This window comes from Dongia mobilis (assembly GCF_004363235.1).
In the GTDB taxonomy this organism is placed as follows: domain Bacteria; phylum Pseudomonadota; class Alphaproteobacteria; order Dongiales; family Dongiaceae; genus Dongia; species Dongia mobilis.
The window spans coordinates 64,479-85,981 of record NZ_SNYW01000008.1 but is presented as its reverse complement, the minus strand read 5'-3'; the positions used below and the strand labels follow the sequence as shown (position 1 = coordinate 85,981).

Sequence of the window (21,503 nt, the reverse complement as noted above, 5' to 3'; positions counted from 1 at the left end):
GGCGTTCATCCAGCCACGACCGGAAATTGAGACAGCGCCGCCACGATGCGACCGCGCCCGGTCCAGTGTCAAGGGAGCGTCGTTGCGCCGGAAAGGGCGATCAGGAGAGATCGACCAGCAGAGTTCAGTCAGACTGGCTCGATCAGCGGCAGATGCGGGGCGGCGTCGCGCGGGAGCAGGCCGGTGAGGCGCGGGTCGTCGGCCACCTCGACCATGAAGGCGTAAGGCTTGAAGCCGGCCTTCCGGTAGAAGGCGAGGGCATTCGGGTGGTCGAACGTGCAGGTATGCACCCAGAAGCGCCGGATCTGCCGCCCGTCCACATCCCTCGCCCAGGCGAGGCGCGTCGCCTCGCCCACCAGGAAGCGCCCGGCACCCTTGCCGATCGCCGCCTGGACGAGGCCGAAGAAGGCCAGCTCGCATTCGCCTTCCGCGCGGAAATCGAGTTCCAGCAGGCCGAGCACCCGACCGGCGCGATCCATCAGGCGATAGAGATCGACCCGGGGGTCGGCGAGAATCGCCGCCAGCCTCTCATCCGCCATGACGAGGCGCGAATACCACAGCCAGTCGGTGCCGATGGCGCGGAAGAGGTCGCGGTAATCGGCGAGGTTCGCCCCCCGCCAGTCCTCCAGCACGAAATCCGCGTCGCCCGGATGCGCGGGGGCTTGCGGCGGCGGCGCCAGCATCTCGAGGCAGGTGACGACATTGGCAATTTGGCCGGGCTTCACGGGCGAATAGCCGGCGGGGAGAATCGGGTTGGGCATGGATCACGTCGCGGATGGGAAAAGCGGCAAAGGAAAGATGCGCCACCCACAGGCGGCGCCCCTTCCTAGCCGTTGCCGGGGCGCCGGACAAGCAGCGTCCCTTTTCCGTTGTTGATTTCCCGCTGTCGATTTCCGGCTGTCGATGGCGCCTGTTTGACGATCGTCACGTCACGATCGTCACTTCACGATCGTCACGGGCGCCTTGGCATGGGAGACGACGGCGGTGGCGACCGAGCCCATGAAGATGCGGGCAAGCTCGCTGGTGGTATGGGTGCCCATGACGATGTGGTCGGCCTTCATCTTGTCGGCATAGGCGACGATGGCATCGGCCACGTTGTGGCCGGTGGCGCTGACGCAGGTGAAGGCGTCGAACTTGGCTGCCCGGGCGGCCTTGGCGGCGAGCGCCAATTGCTTGTGCGACTGGGCGTCGGCCGCGTTCATCAGCTCGGCATCCCAGAAATAGGTGCGGCGCGTGCGGGCCGGCACGATGTCGATATTGAGGAATACCAGCTTGGCGCCGGTGGCGCGGGCCAGGTCGATGGCGCATTCCGCCACCCGCCCGGTATTCTTGGAGCCGTCCACCGCGCAGAGAATGTTCTTGATGGCCATGGTTTTGTTTCCTCCGGTTTATCTTTGTTGCCTGGGATTATAATTGCAGCCCGCAAATCCGCAATCCTTGCGCCAGATCAAACGCCGGATCGGGGCGGCGCCGATTGGGGAGCAGTTTGCGTCGGTCGCGGAGAACTCGACCGGAAAATCGACGAAAAAAACGCGGCAGGTAAAACGCGCCGCTTCTATTTCACCACCGTGACCGGCGCCCGCGCATGAGAGAGGACGGCGGTGGCGACCGAGCCGACGAAGATGCGGGCGAGCTGGCTGGTGGTATGGGTGCCGATGACGATGTGGTCGGCCTTCATCTTGTCGGCATAGGCGATGATCGCATCGGCCACGTCGCTGCCAAGCACGCTGACACAGTCGAAGCCGTCGAAGCCTTGTGCCTTCGCCGCCTTGAGGGCCGGGGCGAAGCCCTTGTGCCGCGCCGCATCGGCGGCATCCAGCCGGCGCGGGTCCCAGAAATGTGCCCGGCGCAGCCGTGCTGCCATCGTCTCGACCGAGAGGAAGGTGAGCGTGGCACCGGAACCCGCGGCGATCTCGACGGCGCAGGAGGCGACCGCCTTCGTCACCTTGGAGTCATCAACGGCGCAGAGGATCTTCTTGAGCGGCATGGAGGTGTTCCTTCGGCAATGGATTCAGGCGGCCGATTGCGGCATCAGGCCCAGATAGCGGAGCCTGGCATCCGGCGGCAAGTCCGCCGGATGTTGCCGCATGCCGATGCGCGGATCAATGCGGTCCGCCAGACAAGAAAAGGGCCGCATCCGGTCATCCGGCTGCGGCCCCCGTTATGCGATGACAAGCCGCCGTTACGACGCCGCCAGGTTCCTGAGCACATAGGGCAGCACGCCGCCATGGCGGAAGTATTCGACCTCCTCCGCGGTATCGATGCGGCAGAGCACCTTGATCTCGTCGATCTTGCCATTGGCGCGGGTGATGCGCACGTTCACATCCATGCCCGGCTTGATGTTGCCGGCCTTGCCGGGACCTTCGAGGCCGGTGATGTCGAAGATCTCGGACCCGTCGAGGCCGAGGCTCTTGCGCGTCATGCCATCCTTGAACATCAGCGGCAGGACGCCCATGCCGACCAGATTCGAGCGGTGGATGCGCTCGAAGCTTTCCACCAGCACCGCCTTCACGCCCAGCAATGCCGTGCCCTTGGCCGCCCAGTCGCGGGATGAGCCGGTGCCGTATTCCTTGCCACCCACCACCACCAGCGGCACCTTCGACTTCTGGTACTGCATGGCGGCGTCATAGATCGACATCTGCGTGCCCACCGGCATCAGCCTGGTAAGACCGCCCTCGGTGCCCGGCACCATCTCGTTCTTGAGGCGGATATTGGCGAAGGTGCCGCGCATCATCACCTCGTGATGGCCGCGCCTGGCGCCATAGGAGTTGAAGTCTTTCGGCTCGACGCCATTGGCGATGAGATACTGGCCGGCGGGGCCGTCCTTCTTGATCGAGCCTGCCGGGCTGATGTGGTCGGTGGTGATGGAATCGCCGAGGATGGCCAGCGGCCGCGCCGCGCGGATGTCGCGGATGCTGCCGGTTTCCATGGTCATGCCCTGGAAATAGGGCGGGTTGGCGACATAGGTGGATTTGGCCGGCCAGGCATAGGTGAGGCCCTTCGAGGTCTTCACCTTGCGCCAATTGGCATCGCCCTTGAAGACATCGGCATAGCGCTTCTTGAAATCCTTGAGCTTGACCGCCTTGGCGACCGTATCGGCCACCTCCTTGGTCGAAGGCCAGATGTCCTTCAGGTAAACCGGCTTGCCCTTCTTGTTGTAGCCGATGGGGTCGCGCGTCACGTCGATCTTCATCGAGCCCGCCAGCGCATAGACCACGCAGAGCATCGGCGAGGCGAGGTAGTTCGCCTTGCAATGCGGGTTGACGCGGCCCTCGAAATTGCGGTTGCCGGAGAGCACCGAGGTCGCCACCAGATCGCCCTTGACGATGGCGTCGGCAATGGGGTCCGGCAGCGGGCCGGAATTGCCGATGCAGGTGGTGCAGCCATAGCCGACCAGGTTGAAGCCGAGCTTGTCGAGGAACTTGTTGAGGCCGGCATTCTTCAGATAATCGGTCACCACCTGCGAACCCGGCGCCAGTGACGTCTTTACCCAGGGCTTCACGCTGAGCCCGGCTTCCACCGCCTTCTTGGCGACGAGGCCGGCCCCCAGCATGACCGACGGGTTCGAGGTGTTGGTGCACGACGTGATGGCGGCGATCACCACGGCGCCGTCGCCGAGCTCGTAATCCGCCCCCTTTACCGAAACCGCGCTTTCATTGCCCTTGCGGCCGAAGGTGTCGGTCAGTGCGCTGTTGAACATGGCGGCGGCGGAAGCCAGCGGCACGCGGTCCTGCGGGCGCTTCGGCCCGGCAAGGCTCGGCTCCACCGTCGACATGTCGAGGGAGAGTGAGTCGGTGAAGACGGGATCCGGCGTCTTCTTGTCGCGCCACATGCCCTGTGCCTTGGCGTATTTCTCGACCAGCGCCACGCGGTCGGCCTTGCGGCCGGTGGCTTTGAGATAGCGGATGGTCTCGGCATCCACCGGGAAGAAGCCGCAGGTGGCGCCATATTCCGGCGCCATGTTGGCGATGGTGGCGCGGTCGGTCAGCGGCAGGTCGTCAAGGCCGGGGCCGTAGAATTCGACGAACTTGTTGACGACACCCTTCTTGCGCAGCATCTGTGTCACGGTGAGGACGAGGTCGGTCGCGGTGGTGCCTTCGCGCAATTTGCCGGTCAGCTTGAAGCCGATGACTTCGGGGATCAGCATCGAGATGGGCTGGCCCAGCATGGCGGCCTCGGCCTCGATGCCGCCCACCCCCCAGCCCAGCACGGCGAGGCCGTTCACCATGGTGGTGTGGCTGTCGGTGCCGACCAGCGTGTCGGGATAGGCGAGGGTCTTGCCGGCGACGCGCCTGCCCTTCACCGTCTGCGCGGGCTCCTTCATGGTCCAGACCACCTGGGCCAGGTTCTCGGTATTCACCTGGTGGCAGATGCCGGTGCCGGGCGGCACGACGCGGAAATTGTTGAACGCGGTCTGGCCCCAGCGCAGGAAGGCATAGCGCTCGCCATTGCGCTCGTATTCCAGATCGACATTCTTCTTGAAGGCGCCGGGACCGGCAAAGAAATCGACCATCACCGAATGGTCGATGACGAGATCGACCGGCGACAGCGGATTGATCCTGGTGGGATCGCCGCCCAGCTTCACCATCGCGTCGCGCATGGCGGCAAGGTCGACCACGGCGGGGACACCGGTGAAGTCCTGCATCAGCACGCGCGCCGGGCGGTAGGCGATCTCGCGGTCGGATCTCTTCTTCCTGAGCCAAGCGGCGATCGCCTTGATGTCGGCCGCCTTGACGCTGCTGCCATCCTCGTGGCGCAGCAGGTTCTCCAGCAGCACCTTCATCGAATTGGGCAGGCGGCTGAGATCGCCCAGCGTCTTCTCGGCGGCCTTCAGGCTGTAATAGTCATAGGCTTTCGACCCGACCTTGAGGCTCTTGCGGGTCTTGAGGCTGTTCAATCCGGACACGGAGACACTCCCACTTGGCTTTGCGCCCTGAAACCGGGCGGCTTGGCGACTGAATTCTGGCGGCTCAACGAGCCGGCGGCGGCTTTCCCCGCATGTTCGCCTGCCGGCGTTAACCAATCCTTTCCGCCGGGCTGGCGGCGCGCGGGACGGGATCTTGCCTTGGGCTGCCGACCGGGGCTGGAGAACCTGATCTTCTGGTGCTGGACGCTGGCCGGCAGATTAACACGAAGGCCCGGCACCAGCGAGTGGGATTGCCTGCATCGGACCATGCCGACCCCGGCTGACCCGGCCCCGGGCGACCCCGGCCGGCCCGGCGCCCATCGCCAGAATTGCTTCCTCTTAACCGGGATGGATCGGTGGGCGTCAGGCGCCAAACGATCGGCCTAGGCCAATATATTGTTGGGGTCCGCCGAAACGGCGAACAGCGCCGGCCCCGCCCGCCAGCGGCATGGGGCCCGGGTCGTTGCCGCGCGCCTTCTGCCGCTTCTGGGCAGATACCTTATTCTTGCCACATTCCGGTCCTAAACGGGCCACAGGGCACGATGACAGTGCCGGACGGGTCGGAATGGCCATCCCCCCTTCCGATCCGCGACCCAGACGGGTGGTCGGCCCATTCGTCCGGATGCCCCTCGATGGGCTTGGGGTTTCGTCGGCGCCCGCGCGACCGGCGGTACCAGGTCCAAGGCCGAGGTCCGCGCCAGTCCCTACCCCCGAATGGCGCGGCGTGAAGGGCAAGGCCGCCGCGCGCCATCCCCCATCCCCCAGGCGCGCGGCGGTTGCCTTTGGCATGCTCGACGGCGTCGCGCGATCCTTTGTGTCCATCGGGAAGCGCGGCGCCGTTTTTCTTTTTCCTGCAGCGCCCGCCGCAGACCGGTCCGGCCGGTTGGATCAAACCGAAAATTAACCGGCCCGCGCCTAGCATCGCCGCATGATGCACCATCCCGACATGCCGATCCCGGTTCTGCCCGGATTGGCCGGGCGCCGGATCGCCTGGGCGCGCGCGGATGATTTCGTCACCCAGCCGCTCAAGCGCATCTTCGCGTGGTGGAGCGCCCGGGCCGGGTCCGACCTGCCGCGGCGCACCGATTTTGACATCCTCGAATTCGCCGATATTGCCCAGAATCTCTACCTTATCGAGGAAATCGCAGCAGGGTTCGAGTTGCGCCTTGCCGGCGAGGAATACATCCGCCTGTTCGGCCTCAAGAAGGGCTGGGTGTGGCGCTTCGATTCGCCCGATCCGGTGATGCGCGATTCGGCCCGGCTGATGCAGTTGGTGGCCCAGGCCGGCCGCCCCATTCGCACGATCGGGAATCTGGAACTGACCGCGCGGCACTGGATCGAGCTGGAGGCGCTGGTCTGTCCGCTGGCGCCCGCGGATGGCGCGGCACGCTTCCTGGGCTGCAGCTGCGTCCTGCCATCGGCGGAGGGACGCTGAGCTGCGTGGCTATTCCGCCGCCGATCGGGCGGAATCGGCGCCGGCCAGAGGCAGGTGCAGCGTGATGGTGGTCCCCTTGCCGAGCTCGCTCTCGAGGCGGAAGGCGCCGCCGGAGAGATCGGTCAGCGATTTCACGATGGGGAGGCCCAGCCCGGTGCCGGATTGCCGGCGCTGATGCGCCGAATCCACCTGGACGAAGGGCTTCACCACCTCGTCGAGATCCTGCCGGGCGATGCCGATGCCGGTATCCCTGACCACGATCTCGGCCTGGGCGTCGTCGAGCCGCCGCGCAGTCAGCGTCACCTCGCCGCCCTTGGGCGTGAACTTCACCGCATTGGAGGCAAGGTTGACCACGATCTGCTTCATGGCGCGGTGATCGACCATCAGGTCGGGGAGATCGGGGGCCACCTCGGTCCGCATGGTGATGCCGCCATTCTTGGCGCGTTCGCGCATCAGGGTCATCGCGGTGTCGAACACCTCGGCCACCGAGACGGGCTCGGGATGCAGTTCCATCTTGCCGGATTCGATCTTGGAGAGATCGAGGATGTCCTCGATGAGCGAGAGCAGCAGCTTGCCGCTGTCGAAGATGTCCCTGATATATTCCTGGTAGCGCGGCGTGCCGAGCGGTCCCAGCAGCTCCATCTTCATCACGTCGGAAAAACCGATGATGGCGTTGAGCGGCGTCCGCAATTCGTGGCTGACATTGGCGAGAAACTCGGATTTCGAGCGGTTGGCGAATTCGGCCTGGTTCTTCGCTTCGCGCAGGCTCTCCTCGGAACGGATGCGCTGCGTCACGTCGCTCATGATGCCGACGAATTGCACGACGCGGCCGCTTTCGTCGGCCACCGGGCTGATCGACAATTCGTTCCAGAAGGTGCGGCCGTCCTTGCGATAGTTCCGGAGCGTGATGTTGATGGCGCGCTGCTGGCTGAGCGCGCGGCGCAGGCGATCAAGCGCCTCCCGGTCGGTGTCGCGGCCCTGCAGGATACGGCAATTGCGGCCGATGATCTCGTCGGGCGCATAGCCGGTGATGCGGGTGAAGGCCTGGTTGGCGAAGGTCACCGGATAGCCGGGCTGGGTCGCGTCGCAGATGACGATGCCGCTGGTGACGGCACCGACCGCAGTTGCCAGCACCTCGTTGCGCTGCGCCAGTTCGGTGAGCCGCGTCTCGCGCCCCTTGATCGCCGTTATGTCGGTGCTGAGGCGCAACGTGCCGCCCTCGGCGGTCTGCGATTCGATCACCAGCAGCGTGCCGCCTTCGGGCGATGGGCGTTCGGCGCGCCAGGGCAATTGCCGGTGGCGCATGAGCTGCTCGGCGATGGCGCCTTCCGGATCGGCGCCGCCGCCCTGGCGCAGGAACTCGGCGCGCACCAGATCGGGATAGGCGGCGCCGATCTCGAGCAGATCGGCGATGGCGGCATTGTGCCGGCGGTAGGTGGCGTTGCAGGCGATCAGGCGGTCGGCGGAATCGAACACCGCGACCCCTTCCGGCAGATCGGCGATGGTGCGGTTGATGAGCGGGGCGGCGCGCAGGGCACCGCCGGCCAGGGCACCGGCCCCGGCCCCCGCCGCGGCAGCTTCGCTGTCGCCGGCCAACGGCGCCGGCGGTTCACCCAGCAGGCGCTGGCCGGCAATGGCCGAAAGCGGCGCCAGCACCACCGCGAGCAGGGTGAGGGCGGCATCCGGCAATGACTGTCCGATCAACAGCGGCAGCAAGGCGAGGGCGGAAGGCAGGGCAAGAAGGGCGGCCCCGCGTGCATCCGGGCGCAGGAGGCGACGGCGGGAAAGCAGCGGCGGCAGCAGCGCCGCAACCAGCAGCAGCGGAAGGGCCGGCACCGTGGCGATGCCGCCAAGGCTGAAGAGCACCAGACCGGCCGGCAGAGCGGCCAATCCCAGCCAGGCATCCTGCCGGGCTGCGAGCGCCAGGCCGAGGCAGGCGGGGGCGGCGAGCAAGGCGGGCACGGCCCAATAGCTGCCGATCCAGAGGGCGAGGGAATGGGCGGGGGCGGTTGCTGCTGCCGGTTGCAGGTTTCCGGCGGAAAGCAGGGCTGCTGCAAGAAGTTGCGCGAGCGCCAGCAGCATGCCCAGCGCCAAACCGGCACCGGCGCGCCCCAGCCGGCCATAGGCGCGCCAGGATTCCAGCCGCAGCGCCGGATAGAGGGCGAGCGCGGCCAGCATGAAAACCAGGCTCGCCAGGGCGGCGGCAGGGGGCAGGAAAAGGCTATGGGCGGTGCCGTCGATCACTTGGCGCCTTCCAGGATCAGCTGCGGATCACGCTGGCTCCGGCAGCTTATACTCATGTCCATGGAATCGGGCAATCTCTGTAATATCAAGCATTTGAGGCAATTTTTCGGAACCGCGGATTTGCGCGGAAAACGGGTTTCCGCGAGCTGCTAATTTGTCGCCGGCTGTGCCCCGGCCCAGGCCTGAATGGCGGATTTGGCCGCCCTGGTGGCCAAAGCGAGGAGCGGTGCCGGCCAGTCGCGATTGCCGCCCCAGGCCATCAGCTGATCGATCGTGGCGCTGCCGCGCCAGCCGCCCGTCCGCAGCTGCGCCCAGGCGATGAGTTCGGCCATGGTGCCCAAGGCCTCGCGCCGCCGCGCCGGGTCGCCGGCGAGGTGCCGCGCTTCCAGCTTGTCCTGGTCGGGCTGCAATTCGCGAAAGGTGAAGGGGCGCCGGCCGATCGCCAGTTCGGTAAGAAAGGCGGGGGCCGCCGCCTGCAGGCGGTATTCGATCTCGACCACGCGCCTGGCCTCGTTGGCAAAGTCGGGCTGGCGCTGGCGGCGCGTCACCAGCAGCGGGGCGAGGATCGAGCCCGGCTGCAATTTGAGATCGATCAGGGCCGGGCCGTGGCGCCCGCCGCCGTTCTTGCTGTTGCCGGCAACAAGGACGACATAACGCGCGCGGCCAAGGGCGCCGAGACCGGCGACGCGCTGCGCCACGTCGAGCACGCGGAAGAAGCCGGGGGCGGCGCGGTCGCGCGCGAAACGGTCGAGGGCGGCCACCACGCGCGCCGCCTCGGCCTTCTCCAGCTTCAGCGCCTTGCCGGTGTCGAAGCGCAGCCGCCGCTTGCCGTTCTTCAGTACCGTGCGCTTGGCCAGCAGATCGATCTGGCTGCGACCCTCGAGCTCGCGCAGCAGATCGCCGATGGCACCCGAGGCGACACGGCGCTCGATCCAGCGCGCCTTGCCGTCGACCAGCGCCGCGCGATAGCGCATGAGTGCCTGCCGCGCCTCGCCGCGCGCCTCGGCGAAGCTGAGGCCCATCTCGGGCGCCGCCACCATGATGCCGCCGAGGAAACGGGCAAGGTCGATCACCGCCGGCCCCAGACAGGCATCGTCGAAATCGCCGATGTCGAAATAGGTGAGCCGGTTGTCGCCGCGATAGGTGCCGAAATTCTCCAGATGCAGATCGCCGTTGAGCCAGACCGCGGGCGCCTTCAGCCGCAGCAGCTCCGGCAGCGTGCGGCGATGGAAATCCTCACCCGTACCGCGGAAATGGGCGAAGGCGGATTGCGCCATCTTGCGCTGGCGCAGCGCCAGCAGGGCGCGGTCGATCTCGGCACGGGTCATTTGGAAACTATGACCACTTGTCGGTGCGATGCAACCGCCCCCTCGCCACCTTCAGGGGGTGAGGGGGCCGCCTTGCATACTCAATGCCGGAAATGGCGCATGCCGGTGAAGACCATGGCGAGGCCGGCCTCATCGGCGGCGGCGATCACGTCCTGGTCGCGCATCGAGCCGCCGGGCTGGATCACCGCCGTGGCCCCGGCGGCGGCGGCCGCCAGCAGGCCGTCGGCGAAGGGGAAGAAGGCGTCGGAGGCGACCACCGATCCCCTGGCGAAACTTTGCGCAGCGCCAGCAGCCTTGGCCGCTTCCTCGGCCTTCCAGGCGGCGATGCGCGAGGAATCGACTCGGCTCATCTGTCCGGCGCCGATGCCCACCGTGGCACCGTCCCTGGCATAGACGATGGCGTTCGACTTCACATGCTTGGCGACGCGGAAGGCGAAGAGGAGGTCGGCCAGTTCCCGGTCGCTGGGGCTACGCTTCGTCACCACCTTGAGATCGGCGGTGTTGATGCGGCCGCCATCGCGGTCCTGCGCCAGGAAGCCGCCGGCCAGCGACTTCACGACGACATCGCGAGCAGCGGGATCGGGCAGCGCGCCGGTTTCCAGCACGCGCACATTGGGCTTGGCCGAGAGCACGGCCCTGGCGCCGGCATCGATCGCCGGGGCGATCACCACCTCGGCAAAGAGTTTCACGATCGCCTCGGCGGTCGCGGCATCGAGCGTGCGGTTGAGCGCGATGATGCCGCCGAAGGCCGAGACCGGATCGCAGGCCAGCGCCCGGGCATAGGCCGCGGCCAGCTCGCCATCCGTTTGCGCGATAGCGACGCCGCAGGGATTGGCGTGCTTGATGATGGCAATGGCGGGCGCCTCGAACTCGGCCACCAGTTCGAAGGCGGCGTCGGTGTCGTTGAGGTTGTTGTAGGAAAGTTCCTTACCCTGGAGCTGTTTCGCCGTCGCCACACCGGGGCGCGGCGGCTGGGTGCGATAGAAGGCCGCCTGCTGGTGCGGGTTCTCGCCATAGCGCAGCATCTGCACGCGGGTGCCGTTGAGGCTGATGCTCTCGGGCAGGGCCTCGCCATCCTGCGCCGCCATCCAGTTGGCGATGGCACCGTCATATTGCGCGGTATGGGCATAGGCCTTCTGCGCGAGGCGCCGGCGGAAACCCGGCGTGGTGCCGTTGCCATGGGCGGCGAGTTCGGCCAGCAGGCCGGCGTAATCGGCCGGGTCCACCACGACGGTCACGAAATCATGGTTCTTGGCGGCGGCACGCAGCATGGCGGGGCCGCCGATATCGATGTTCTCGATGCAATCCGCCCAGGCCTTGCCGGCCGCCACCGTCGCCTGGAAGGGATAGAGGTTGACCACCAGCAGATCGATATCGGGGATGTCGTGGGCCTTCTGCGCTTCGACATGGGCGGGAAGGTCGCGCCTGGCCAGCAGGCCGCCATGGATCTTCGGGTGCAGCGTCTTGACGCGCCCGTCCATGATCTCGGGGAAGCCGGTATGGGCGGCCACTTCCCTGACCGCGATGCCGGCGGCGGCAAGTGCCCTGGCCGAGCCGCCGGTGGAGAGGATTTCGATCCCGGCGGCGGCCAAGGCGCGGCCGAGTTCTTCCAGCCCGGTTTTGTCGGAGACGGAAACGAGGGCGCGGCGGATCGGGCGCGCGTCTTGGCTCATGATCGGGGCTTCCCTGGCTCTGGTAGCGATGGGGCAGGGATTAATCCGCCGCGCCGGGCACCGGCAAGGAAAAAGGAAAGGCGGCGCGCGAGTCTGCCGGCCACAGGGGCCGGCAGACACTTATCAGGGCCCTGTTTCAGGGGACGGCCGAAACGAACCCGGATAAGACTTGTGCGCGGAAAATCGAGATCTCGACCGGGCCGGCGAGGCACCGGCGCGGTCGGGCGGAACCTAGCCGCCAGATGGCCTGCTGTCTTGGCGGCTTGCGCAAAAACCGGGCGAAAAACGAAGAATCGGTCAACGTCAGGTCAGGTCCTGACCGGACCCTGTGCAATTCCCGCCGGACTCACACCTATCGCGCAACTGGCGGAGCTCCTTGTCGCGCAGGTCGCGCGGGCCCTTGTCGCGCACATCGCGCGGGCTGGCCGCAAAGCGCGCCCGGAAGGCGCGGTTGAAATGCGACAGATCGGAAAATCCGGCCTCGGCGGCGATCGCGGCAATGCTGGCATCGCGGCGCCGCGGATCCTCCAGCAGGCGCCAGGCGCGCAGCAGGCGCTGGTCGCGCAGATAGGCGGTGAAGGTGGTCTCGCTGGCGGCGAAGAGGGCCTGCAGGTTCCGGGGCGACATGCGGTACTGGGCGGCGATGTCGCCGACGCTGAGCGCCGGATCGCCGAGACGGCGGCAGATGTCCGCCTTGATGAGGTCGAGCCGCGCCAGCGCCAGCGCGCGACGCCGGGTCTCGGGCATGGCCACCACCGGCTGGCGGCGGGTGAAGGCATGGGCCGCCAGTTCGACGAGATGGCGCGACATCTCGGCCTGCAGTTCCGGCACGGCAGCGGCACGCTTCATCACCAGTTCGGCATAGCCCAGCAACAGGTCGAGGGCACCCCCCTCGCGCGGGATGACATGACAGGGCTGGCTGTCGAGATCGGGCAGGATGCCGGCCAGCAGTGCCCGCGGCAGGCGCATGCAGCGCACTTCGGAACGCTTGTGGTCGAGGCGCCAGGGCCGGTCGAGCGGATAGATGAGACCGTCGCCGGCCTTGACCTCGATTTCCCAGCGCCCCTCGACCGAGAGGAACATCGGCACGTTCATGACGTCGAGCATGAAATCGTCCTGGCCGTCGCCTAGCCGGTCGACAAGCCGGGCGCAGGAAAGCTCGTCCGAGCGGCCATAGGCGATGAGGAGGTCGGGCAGGGTCAGCGCATGCACGCTGACGTAAAAGCCTTCCTCGCGGATGGGAGTGATCTCGACGCCCATCAATTCGCGCGCCAGGAAATCGCGCAGGGTTCCCATGCGCGTGCCACGCGGCAGATCGTTGGTGTCGATGCTCCTGAACTGCCTGTTTCCGCCCTGGTCGCCGTCCATCGGACCTCCCTCGCGACCGTCCCCGCATCTTTCATGGCGGGTTGACCGAGGGACGTCAAGCGCTGGACGTCAGGGAGGTGTTTTCAGGCGGGTGTTTTCAGGCGAGTGCTATCTGGCGGGTGCGCTACTTCTTGCCGCCCTCGCGCTGCAGCAGCCAGCGGATCTCGGTGCGGTCGCTCTCGATCGTGCCGATGACGACGATCTGCTGGCTGCGGCGCACCTGGCCCAGTTCGGCGATATGCACACTTTCGGCGAGCGCCAGTTCGGCGCCGTCGACCCGCAGGCGCCAGCCCGAACCCTTGGGCATGCGGATCAGCGCCGCCTGGCCGTTCTGCGTCACGCTGACGGAGACCTGCGGATGCAGGTGGAAGCGCAGCGCATAGGCATTGCCGCCGGGCCCCACCAGATGCTCCTCGCCGATGAATTCGTGCCCGTCGGCCGAGAGATAGAGCTTGCGCCGGTGCACCAGGCCGAAGCTTTCCTCATAGCCGTCATGGGAAGTGTCGAGCCAGATCTGGCCGTCGGTCTCCTCGCGCCGGCAGGTGACCACTTCCGGGCGCAGCGCCAGCCCGCCATGGGGCAGCAGCATGGCCGAATTGGTGTTGTCGACGACGAGGGTGTTGTGGGCGGCGGTGGTGCGCTGCACCTGGCGCCAGTCATGGGCCCAGGGATGCGCGCCGCAATTCACCAGCATGCGCTCGCCGTCATGCGAGAGCTCGAAGGAGAGCGTCCCGGCATGGGCATGGGTATCGAGGCCGTGGCGCGGCGGCGCCCCGCAATCCATGATGATGGTGGTGCGGCCGCGGTCGAGGCGCTGGAAGCCGGTCATCGGCAGCTGGTTCAAGGGGCGCAGCTTCTCGCCCACGCGCTCGATGGTGCGCACCAGTTCCTGCGGGTCGATCTCGGGCGTGTCGTTGAAGCCGGCCAGCATGCCGTCGCCATGGCTGAGCATGAGGAGCACTGAGCCCAGATTGTTGATGGTGAGTTCGAGGCTGCTGGAAAGCGGCGAGGCGGGCAGTTTCGGCGCCGCATCGCCGCGCTGCCTGGCCGCCGCCAGATAACAATCGCGGAGGTCGATCAGATGCTGCAGCACCTCCAGCATCAGCTGCGGCGAGCGTTCGACATGGCCGCCATCGGCCAGCATCTGGGTGGCAAGCGCGGCGCGCAGATGCGCCTCGCCCCGGCCCAGCCATTTCTCGCCCCGAGGCAGCATCATGCCGGCCAGCATCAGCGCAGCCGCCGCCTTGATATAGGCGCCGCCCGAGAGCGCGTCGGGCAGCGCGCGGGACAGATGCTCGGCCTGGCGCGAGAGGCTGAGCAGCAGCGCCGAGCGGAACAGCGCGTCGTTGTTGACGTCGAGATAGCTATGGTTGAGCAGGATGTTGCGCAGCCGCGCCGCCAGGATGTCGCCGCGCCAGGCGAAGGGCTCGTAGCGCTCGTTCTCCTCGACCCAGCGCTGGGTGAGGGCGCGCGCGCGCTGGCGCGCATAGGGGCCGCCGACCAGGCGTAGATCATTCAGCCAGGCGAAGGAATTCATCACCGTGCGCCAGCCAATTCCGGCGCCGATCGGGTTGCCGAGCGGCGCCGGGGCGCGGATCGCCTCGCCGGCAAAGCGGAACTCGTCCGAGAGCAAGGCGAGGCCGCATTGGTCGTCGCCGCCCCAGGCTTCCGGTGCCGGCAGGCGCATCTCGCCGGCCGAGCGCCTGCCCAGCGACATGTGATAGAGGCCGCTCTGGTAATAGGGCTGGCGCAGCCGGCGCTTCAAACGCTGCCAGATCAGGCCGGCCGGCAGGGCGAAGAAGGTCTGCAGCCGGGGTGCCAGCAGCTTCGGGCGCTGGTTGCCGCGCCGCGCGCCCTGTTTCGGCTTGCTGTCGCTGCCGCCATCCGCCATCGCGAACCGCCGCGCCGGCCGGGGCCCGTCAGGCCCGAAGGCCGGCAATATTGCCGGCATAGGACGAGGGACCGCCCTTGAAGGTGGCGGTGCCGGCGACCAGCACGTCGGCGCCGGCCCTGACCGCGGCCTGCGCGGTCTCGAGATTGATGCCGCCATCCACCTCGAGATCGATCGGGCGGCCGTTCTGGCTGGCGCTCACCGCATCGATGCGGCGGCGGATCTCGGCGATCTTCTCCAGCGCCGAGGGAATGAAGGCCTGACCGCCGAAACCGGGATTGACGCTCATGACAAGGACGAGGTCGAGCTCCGGCAGCAGGTGGTCGAGGACCGAGAGCGGCGTCGCCGGGTTGAGCGAGAGCCCGGCCTTCTTGCCCTCCGCCTTGATCAGCTGGACGGTGCGGTGGGGGTGCGGTCCGGCTTCCGGGTGAAAGGTGATGATGTCGGCTCCGGCGCGGGCGAATTCGACCACATAGGGATCGACGGGTGCGATCATCAGATGGACGTCGAAGGGGATGCCGGCATGGGGTTTGAGCGCCTTCAGCACCATCGGCCCGATGGTGATGTTGGGCACGAAATGCCCGTCCATCACGTCGACATGCACGTAATCGGCGCCCGCGGCGGCAATCGCCGCCACTTCCGCGCCCAGTTGTGCGAAATCGGCGGAAAGGATCGAGGGGGCGATTTTAGTCCTTTGCTGCATGCGCCCTACCTAGCACCCGGCCCGCGCCGCGATCAAGGCAAGCGCGGTGACAAGCCGGGCAAAAGCAACGAAAAACGCCGGGCGGGGAAAGGCGCCGGGCGGGCGGCTGCCCCCCGTCTGGGGTCTGGCGCTAGACCACTTCGCCCTCGGCCGGCGTCTCGATCATGCGCAGATCGTCGGGGTTGGGCAGCTTGGCCTTGAGCAGGGCGGCGACGTCCAGGATGCCGGCGCCGAAATCCTTCTCGTAGCGCGCCCAGTCCGCCGGGCGGTGGGCGCTGGCCCGGACCACCTGGCGGAACGCTTCGACCCGGCGCCAGGTGCGGCCGTAACGCTGTTCGATCGCCTTGCCGTGATAGGCCAGCCACAGCGCCGCGGCGCCGGAGAGATGCGCCGTCGCATAGGAGGTGCCGTCGGCATCCTCGTCGCCATAGCCGGCCGGCGCCTGGGCACGGAAGATCTCGTCCGCCGGCGCCACCAGGTCGACCCGCTGGCCGCGGGAACTGCCCGCCCAGGGCTTCTTCCCCGGCTTGGCGAGGCCGCCCGCGGTCAGGGTGCGGCGATAGCGCCCGGGATAGGTCACCTCGCTGGTGATGTTGCCGGCGGCGCAGCAGACCAGGATGCCTTCCAGATAGGCCTCGTCGATGGCGCGGCCCATCTCGCGCCCCGGCAGGCAGGGATCGCCGAGGCTGATATTGACCACGTCGCAGGCGGCGTGGCGGACGGCATGGCGCAGCGCCGGCGCCACCAGATTGGGGGTGCTGCCGGTGCCGATCACCACGAAATCGGTGATGCGATAGGGCACCACCGTGACGCGCGGTGCCACACCGGTAATGCGCTTGCCGTCGATGCCGCAGATGACGCTGCCGATCCTGGTCCCGTGGCCGGGTGTGCCGGATTTGGGCAGCGGGTCGAGCGGCCGGCCCGCGCCGTCGAACAGGTTGAGGCCAAGATCGGCGCGCATCCAGGTGGCCGGCGTCGGCTCGCCGTTTTTGTCGAAGCCGAAACAGGCATGGGGTGTGTAGCCGGTATCGAGCTGGGCGATGCGCATATGCGACCAGGGCGCGGCGGCAAGCCCGCCCTTGAACATGTCCCAGGCCGCGGCGGCATTGACGCGCGCCAGATTCCAGCCGGTCTTTAAATTGTCGGGCGCCGCCGCCGGCTGTACCTCGTGCAGCTTCGCCTGCATGGCGTCGACCACGGCATCGGCCTCTTCCAGATAGGCCCTGGCGACGCCGGGCAGATTGGCGACATGAGAAAGCGCGCTCGGCGTGCCCTTGGCGGCGCGCAGGCGGCGATAGACGGCGCGCGACAGGGCATAGCTCCGGGCACCGATCTGGCTGAAGGCGTGGCCCGCCTCCTCGCCCAGATAGGGTGCCAAGCCCTGCTCGATGCCGGGCAGGAAATTGGCGCCGGCAATGTCGACCACCAGGATCGAGGGCAGCTCGGTCGCTGCCGCCGCGGCTGCGCTGGTTGCGGGCTCTCCGGTGGAGGCCTTTTTCGCGGTTGGTTTCTTCGCGGCCGGTTTCTTCGCAGCTGGCTTTGCCATGGCAGGAATCCTTCCAGTACTGTTTCCGCCGCAGCAAATATCGCCCGGATATCAGCCCTGCAGTGCCCGGACGAAGCCCGGCTGCGGCGCCTGCGCGGGATCGTCGAACAGCAGGAAGCAATCGTTGAACCAGGCGACGAAACGGTCGGCATGGGCGCCGGTGCCGATCGGATACTGGCGCATGCGCCAGCGATTGGCACTGCCGGTATTGTGATAGAGCCCGCCGGCATTATAGGCGCAGGCCACCTTGGGCGGATCGAAGCCGGTGATTCCGCCCTGGCGCGCGATATAGGCGGTGCCGGCATCAATCGAGACCGCGGGCATGCGCAGATCCGCGGGCCCCAGCGCAGGATTGCCGCTGGCCTCGCGCGCGGTCGAAATCAGCGTCTGCATGAGGCCGATGGAAACGCGGCCGGGCGTCGCCTGATAGGAGACGAAGCCGGGCTCGGTGCGCTCGGCATTGGGGTTGCCGCGGGATTCCGTGGCGATGGTGGCGATGACGAGTTCGACCGGCACGTCATGCTTGCGCGCGGCGGCGGCGATGTCGGCGCCGAAATTCTGCCAGATGTTGCGCACCGTCCTGGGCGGCCCGCCGCTGGTGCGCGGCACGTTCTCCCCGCCCACCAGCAGACCCATCGGCGTCAGGTACCAGACCTGGCTGTCCTTGAAGCCGTGCGGCTCGCGCAGGGCGGCTAGATCCGGCATGGCACACTCCACCCCGAAAGGTCGCCGGCCCGGACTTGCCGGCGGCAGGGCGATTGGCATCGCGGGAAATACACGCGACGGTAGTTCTGCCGTGGCAAAAAGTCAATCAGCAGCCAGCGACCCAACCCCGGCCCGTCACCCCTGGCGCGGCGTCAGATCGACCTGGGCAAAGGTGACCACCATGTTGACCACGAGGTCGTCATCCGAGAGGGGCAGGAGCAGGCCCTCCTGGCTGCGGAGAAAACCGGAGCGGCTGACATATTCGGCCCAGTCGAACACCGGCAGTTGCTGATCCACCACCAGCTCGTAATTGCGCAGCGTCTCGGAAAGACTCTGGCCGATCATGCCTTCCTCGACCGAGCGCCCGGTCGGGTTGTAGCCGCGGAAGGCGACATCGGTCTCGCCGACCAGGCGATAGATCAGGCGCCGGGGATTGTGGAACACGTCGATCAGCTGCAGATGCGCCAGCCAGGGCCGCATCTCGACGGGATCGAGATCCGCCCGCGCCGGCATGCGGCGCTGGCTGCCGTCGGGACGGCGGCGCTTGGCATCCCAATAGCAGTAGAAGGCCCAGGTCGCCGGCCGGCAGCGGCGGCGGATTTCCTCGACATCGGTCGTACGGGGATAGGGACGCTGTTCCATGCCATTCTCCATACAGACCGCACCGGATGAGATCAACGCCGGCCCGGGCTTTCGCAAATGTCACTTTGCCGGCACCCGGTGATGCGGGATCATGGATGGCAGAGGCGCGGGCCCCGTCCGCCGCCCGCCAGCCGCCCCGCCGGAGTTCCTATGATGCAAGCCTATCTCGCCCATCTCGACGGCATCCTCGCCGGCATCCGCGCCGAGGGGTACTGGAAATCGGAACGGATCATCGCCACGCCGCAGGAGGCGAATATCCGCCTCGGCGACGGACAGAGGGTGCTCAATCTCTGCGCCAACAACTATCTCGGCCTTGCCGACGATCCGCGCCTGATCGAAGCCGCCAAGCGCGGACTCGACGAGCACGGCTTCGGCATGGCCTCGGTCCGTTTCATCTGCGGGACCCAGGATTTGCACAAGGCGCTGGAGGCAGCGATCGCGCGATTCCTCGGCACCGAGGACGCGATCCTCTATTCCTCCTGCTTCGACGCCAATGGCGGCCTCTTCGAAACGCTGCTCGCGGAAGAGGACGCGGTCATCTCGGATGCGCTCAACCATGCCTCGATCATCGACGGCATCCGCCTCTCCAAGGCGCGGCGCTTCCGCTATGCCAATAACGACATGGCCGATCTCGAGGCGAAATTGCAGGAAGCCGATGCCGGCGGCGCCCGCTTCAAGCTGATCGCCACCGATGGCGTTTTCTCGATGGACGGCATCATCGCCGATCTGGCCGGGATCACCGACCTTGCCCGGCGCCATGACGCGCTAGTGATGGTGGATGACAGCCATGCCGTCGGTTTCGTCGGCGCACATGGCCGCGGCTCGGCCGAGTATCGCGGTGTGCAGGACCGGATCGATCTTTTCACCGGCACCTTCGGCAAGGCGCTGGGCGGGGCCTCGGGCGGCTATGTCGCAGGGTGCCGGCAAGCCATCGAATTACTGCGCCAGCGCTCGCGGCCCTATCTCTTTTCCAATTCGCTGATGCCCGCGATCGCCGAAGCGACACTGGCCTGCCTTGCCCTTATCGACAGCGCGGAGGGCGCCGAACTGCGCCGCCGCCTTGCCGCCAACGGCACGCATTTCCGCGGTGAAATGACCAAGCTCGGCTTCCGCCTGGTGCCGGGCGAACACCCGATCGTGCCGGTGATGCTGGGCGATGCGCGCCTTGCCTCGGCCATGGCCGATGCCTTGCTCAAGGAAGGCGTCTATGTGGTCGGCTTTTCCTATCCCGTGGTGCCGAAGGGCCAGGCCCGCATCCGCACCCAGATGTCGGCCGCGCATACGAAAGAGGATATCGACCGCGCCGTGGCGGCCTTCGCCACGGTCGGGCGCGCATTGGGCGCCATCCGATGACGGCCTAAAAGGGAAACGGGACATGAAAGCATTGGTGAAGGAAAAAGCCGGGCCGGGCCTCACCCTGGCCGAAGTGCCGCAGCCGGAAATGGGGCATAACGATGTCCTCATCCGCATCCGCAAGACCGCCATCTGCGGCACCGACATCCATATCTGGAAATGGGACGAGTGGGCGGCGAAGACGGTTCCGATCGGCATGCATGTCGGTCACGAATATGTCGGCGAGATCGTCGCCATGGGCGAGGAGGTGCGCGGCTTCCAGCTGGGCGACCGGGTCTCCGGCGAAGGCCATGTCACCTGCGGCCATTGCCGCAACTGCCGCGCCGGGCGGCGGCATCTCTGCCGCAACACGGTGGGGGTCGGCGTCAACCGGCCCGGCGCCTTTGCCGAGTTCCTGAGCCTGCCCGCGGTCAACGCCTTCAAGATTCCCGACAACATCGCCGACGATCTCGCGGCCATCTTCGATCCCTATGGCAACGCGACGCACACGGCACTGTCTTTCAACCTGGTGGGCGAGGACGTGCTGATCACCGGGGCGGGGCCGATCGGCATCATGGCCGTCGCCATCGCCCGCCATGTCGGCGCGCGCCATGTCGTCATCACCGATGTCAACGACTATCGCCTGGACCTGGCAAGCAAGATGGGGGCGAGCCGTGTCGTCAATGTGGCGCGCGAGCGGCTGACCCATGTGATGTCGGAGCTCGGCATGGTGGAAGGCTTCGATGTCGGGCTCGAGATGTCGGGCGTGCCCTCGGCCTTCACGCAGATGCTGGAGGTGATGAATCACGGCGGCAAGGTGGCGCTCCTCGGCATCCCGCCGGCCGAGACCGCGATCGACTGGAACCAGGTCATCTTCAAGGGACTCGAGATCAAGGGCATCTATGGCCGCGAGATGTTCGAGACCTGGTACAAGATGGTGGCGATGCTGCAATCCGGCCTCGACCTCAACCCGATCCTCACCCATCGTTATCCCCTGAACGCCTATGTCGAGGGCTTCGAGACCATGCTCTCCGGCCAGTCCGGCAAGGTGATCCTGGAATGGCCGTAAAAAAGGGCCCCGCCTGTGGGGCGCCACGTGGGGCGGCACGACTTAGGGGAAGTCGCGTTATGACGCGCGGGGCGGCTTGCGGTCGAGCGCGATGATCTGCGCGCCGCCGACCTTGCCGGTCGGGTCCTTCTCGGCATCCGCCGCGCCGCCAAGGCGATCTATGCAGGCGCGCACCAGGCGCAGGCGCTCGGCGGCGGACTGGCTGCCATCACCTGCCATGTTCTCCTCGCCCGCCACCAGCAGCAGACCGAGATCGTAATCCCATTGCTGCAGCAGTTTCAGCTTCTGCGCGCGGCTGAGGCGCTCGTCGGCCAGCAATTCGGCCGGCGAGCCGAAGGCCTTGGCCACATCCTGCATGGCGGTCTCGAATTCCTCTTTCGGCATGGCATTCGTCATCACAGCTTTCGTCATATCAGGCACCTCCATCTGATGCGCTCCGGCGGGTGGAACGGCAGCGGCGCTGATCGGGTTCCTCAACTGAACAGGAAATAAATGAGGATCAGCACCGGGATCGGCACGCCCAGCAGCCAGAGCAGCGCATAACGCATGATCGACCTCCATCGCGTGGCAACTCATCCGCGCGGCAAATCACCGCCGCCGAAGGGCGGTGGTGAAGGCGGCGGCATGTCTTGATGGAGACGAAACGGCGGCGGGTATGAAG

Annotated in this window: 17 protein-coding genes; 3 read left to right on the top strand and 14 right to left on the bottom strand. The window is 67.0% G+C overall.

Annotated features, from left to right (window positions below):
• Nucleotides 1-128: 128 nt before the first annotated feature.
• The 4 genes from A8950_RS09040 to acnA form a co-directional block, all read right to left on the bottom strand.
• On the bottom strand, nucleotides 129-761 hold the full coding sequence (locus A8950_RS09040; RefSeq protein WP_133613334.1) for a GNAT family N-acetyltransferase: 633 nt from the start codon (nucleotides 759-761) through the stop codon (nucleotides 129-131).
• A gap of 177 nt (nucleotides 762-938) precedes the next feature.
• Nucleotides 939-1,370 (bottom strand): universal stress protein, encoded by a 432-nt coding sequence (locus tag A8950_RS09035; RefSeq protein ID WP_133613333.1) that lies wholly within the window; start codon nucleotides 1,368-1,370, stop codon nucleotides 939-941.
• A 185-nt stretch (nucleotides 1,371-1,555) separates the two neighbouring features.
• The gene (locus A8950_RS09030; RefSeq protein WP_133613332.1) at nucleotides 1,556-1,987 is read right to left on the bottom strand and encodes a universal stress protein; all 432 of its coding nucleotides are present in this window, start codon (nucleotides 1,985-1,987) and stop codon (nucleotides 1,556-1,558) included.
• A gap of 195 nt (nucleotides 1,988-2,182) precedes the next feature.
• Nucleotides 2,183-4,906 (bottom strand): aconitate hydratase AcnA, encoded by a 2,724-nt coding sequence (gene acnA / locus A8950_RS09025; RefSeq protein WP_133613331.1) that lies wholly within the window; start codon nucleotides 4,904-4,906, stop codon nucleotides 2,183-2,185.
• 928 nt (nucleotides 4,907-5,834) lie between these two features.
• Here acnA and A8950_RS09020 point away from each other — a divergent pair.
• Complete coding sequence (locus A8950_RS09020) at nucleotides 5,835-6,341, top strand: PAS domain-containing protein (protein ID WP_133613330.1); 507 nt, start codon at nucleotides 5,835-5,837, stop codon at nucleotides 6,339-6,341.
• A gap of 9 nt (nucleotides 6,342-6,350) precedes the next feature.
• On the opposite strand, the gene A8950_RS09015 is transcribed toward A8950_RS09020, so the two are convergent.
• From A8950_RS09015 to A8950_RS08975, 9 genes are all read right to left on the bottom strand, one after another.
• A complete protein-coding gene (locus A8950_RS09015; protein WP_133613329.1) occupies nucleotides 6,351-8,585 on the bottom strand; it encodes a PAS domain-containing sensor histidine kinase in 2,235 nt (744 codons plus the stop codon).
• A gap of 149 nt (nucleotides 8,586-8,734) precedes the next feature.
• Nucleotides 8,735-9,913 (bottom strand): DUF2252 family protein, encoded by a 1,179-nt coding sequence (locus A8950_RS09010; RefSeq protein ID WP_133613328.1) that lies wholly within the window; start codon nucleotides 9,911-9,913, stop codon nucleotides 8,735-8,737.
• 80 nt (nucleotides 9,914-9,993) lie between these two features.
• Entirely contained in the window at nucleotides 9,994-11,586 is a 1,593-nt protein-coding gene (gene purH, locus A8950_RS09005; protein ID WP_133613327.1) for a bifunctional phosphoribosylaminoimidazolecarboxamide formyltransferase/IMP cyclohydrolase, read from the bottom strand.
• Between the two features lie 303 nt (nucleotides 11,587-11,889).
• On the bottom strand, nucleotides 11,890-12,954 hold the full coding sequence (locus tag A8950_RS09000) for a helix-turn-helix transcriptional regulator (RefSeq protein ID WP_133613326.1): 1,065 nt from the start codon (nucleotides 12,952-12,954) through the stop codon (nucleotides 11,890-11,892).
• Between the two features lie 124 nt (nucleotides 12,955-13,078).
• Nucleotides 13,079-14,845: a heparinase II/III family protein gene (locus A8950_RS08995; RefSeq protein ID WP_133613325.1), complete on the bottom strand. Its 1,767-nt coding sequence runs from the start codon at nucleotides 14,843-14,845 to the stop codon at nucleotides 13,079-13,081.
• Nucleotides 14,846-14,873: 28 nt separating this feature from the next.
• Nucleotides 14,874-15,548 carry a ribulose-phosphate 3-epimerase gene (rpe, locus tag A8950_RS08990; protein WP_133613324.1) on the bottom strand — a complete coding sequence of 225 codons (675 nt, stop codon included), beginning with the start codon at nucleotides 15,546-15,548 and terminating at the stop codon, nucleotides 14,874-14,876.
• Nucleotides 15,549-15,678: 130 nt separating this feature from the next.
• Entirely contained in the window at nucleotides 15,679-17,094 is a 1,416-nt protein-coding gene (locus A8950_RS08985; protein WP_133613323.1) for a S8/S53 family peptidase, read from the bottom strand.
• A gap of 51 nt (nucleotides 17,095-17,145) precedes the next feature.
• Nucleotides 17,146-17,799 (bottom strand): transglycosylase SLT domain-containing protein, encoded by a 654-nt coding sequence (locus A8950_RS08980; protein WP_166645088.1) that lies wholly within the window; start codon nucleotides 17,797-17,799, stop codon nucleotides 17,146-17,148.
• A gap of 135 nt (nucleotides 17,800-17,934) precedes the next feature.
• Nucleotides 17,935-18,441 (bottom strand): PAS domain-containing protein, encoded by a 507-nt coding sequence (locus A8950_RS08975; RefSeq protein WP_166645087.1) that lies wholly within the window; start codon nucleotides 18,439-18,441, stop codon nucleotides 17,935-17,937.
• Between the two features lie 150 nt (nucleotides 18,442-18,591).
• Between A8950_RS08975 and A8950_RS08970 the strand changes: the two genes are divergently transcribed.
• Both A8950_RS08970 and tdh read left to right on the top strand, forming a co-directional pair.
• Nucleotides 18,592-19,794, top strand: a complete 1,203-nt coding sequence (locus A8950_RS08970) for a glycine C-acetyltransferase (protein WP_133613320.1) — start codon at nucleotides 18,592-18,594, stop codon at nucleotides 19,792-19,794.
• A 22-nt stretch (nucleotides 19,795-19,816) separates the two neighbouring features.
• Nucleotides 19,817-20,842, top strand: coding sequence for an L-threonine 3-dehydrogenase (gene tdh, locus A8950_RS08965; protein WP_133613319.1), 1,026 nt, complete (start codon nucleotides 19,817-19,819; stop codon nucleotides 20,840-20,842).
• 57 nt (nucleotides 20,843-20,899) lie between these two features.
• Here tdh and A8950_RS08960 read toward each other — a convergent pair whose 3' ends face one another.
• On the bottom strand, nucleotides 20,900-21,253 hold the full coding sequence (locus A8950_RS08960) for a hypothetical protein (RefSeq protein ID WP_133613318.1): 354 nt from the start codon (nucleotides 21,251-21,253) through the stop codon (nucleotides 20,900-20,902).
• Nucleotides 21,254-21,503: the final 250 nt, after the last annotated feature.

Excerpts from the sequence above, each read along its gene's own strand:
- A8950_RS09030 (WP_133613332.1), bottom strand. The coding sequence starts at position 1,987 with ATGCCGCTCAAGAAGATCCTCTGCGCCGTTGATGACTCCAAGGTGACG.
- A8950_RS08980 (WP_166645088.1), bottom strand. The coding sequence starts at position 17,799 with ATGCCGGATCTAGCCGCCCTGCGCGAGCCGCACGGCTTCAAGGACAGC.
- tdh (WP_133613319.1), top strand. The coding sequence starts at position 19,817 with ATGAAAGCATTGGTGAAGGAAAAAGCCGGGCCGGGCCTCACCCTGGCC.
- A8950_RS08970 (WP_133613320.1), top strand. The coding sequence starts at position 18,592 with ATGATGCAAGCCTATCTCGCCCATCTCGACGGCATCCTCGCCGGCATC.
- A8950_RS09010 (WP_133613328.1), bottom strand. The coding sequence starts at position 9,913 with ATGACCCGTGCCGAGATCGACCGCGCCCTGCTGGCGCTGCGCCAGCGC.
- A8950_RS08975 (WP_166645087.1), bottom strand. The coding sequence starts at position 18,441 with ATGGAACAGCGTCCCTATCCCCGTACGACCGATGTCGAGGAAATCCGC.
- A8950_RS08960 (WP_133613318.1), bottom strand. The coding sequence starts at position 21,253 with ATGACGAAAGCTGTGATGACGAATGCCATGCCGAAAGAGGAATTCGAG.
- A8950_RS09040 (WP_133613334.1), bottom strand. The coding sequence starts at position 761 with ATGCCCAACCCGATTCTCCCCGCCGGCTATTCGCCCGTGAAGCCCGGC.
- A8950_RS08995 (WP_133613325.1), bottom strand. The coding sequence starts at position 14,845 with ATGGCGGATGGCGGCAGCGACAGCAAGCCGAAACAGGGCGCGCGGCGC.
- A8950_RS09035 (WP_133613333.1), bottom strand. The coding sequence starts at position 1,370 with ATGGCCATCAAGAACATTCTCTGCGCGGTGGACGGCTCCAAGAATACC.
- A8950_RS09020 (WP_133613330.1), top strand. The coding sequence starts at position 5,835 with ATGATGCACCATCCCGACATGCCGATCCCGGTTCTGCCCGGATTGGCC.
- A8950_RS09000 (WP_133613326.1), bottom strand. The coding sequence starts at position 12,954 with ATGGACGGCGACCAGGGCGGAAACAGGCAGTTCAGGAGCATCGACACC.
- rpe (WP_133613324.1), bottom strand. The coding sequence starts at position 15,548 with ATGCAGCAAAGGACTAAAATCGCCCCCTCGATCCTTTCCGCCGATTTC.
- purH (WP_133613327.1), bottom strand. The coding sequence starts at position 11,586 with ATGAGCCAAGACGCGCGCCCGATCCGCCGCGCCCTCGTTTCCGTCTCC.
- A8950_RS08985 (WP_133613323.1), bottom strand. The coding sequence starts at position 17,094 with ATGGCAAAGCCAGCTGCGAAGAAACCGGCCGCGAAGAAACCAACCGCG.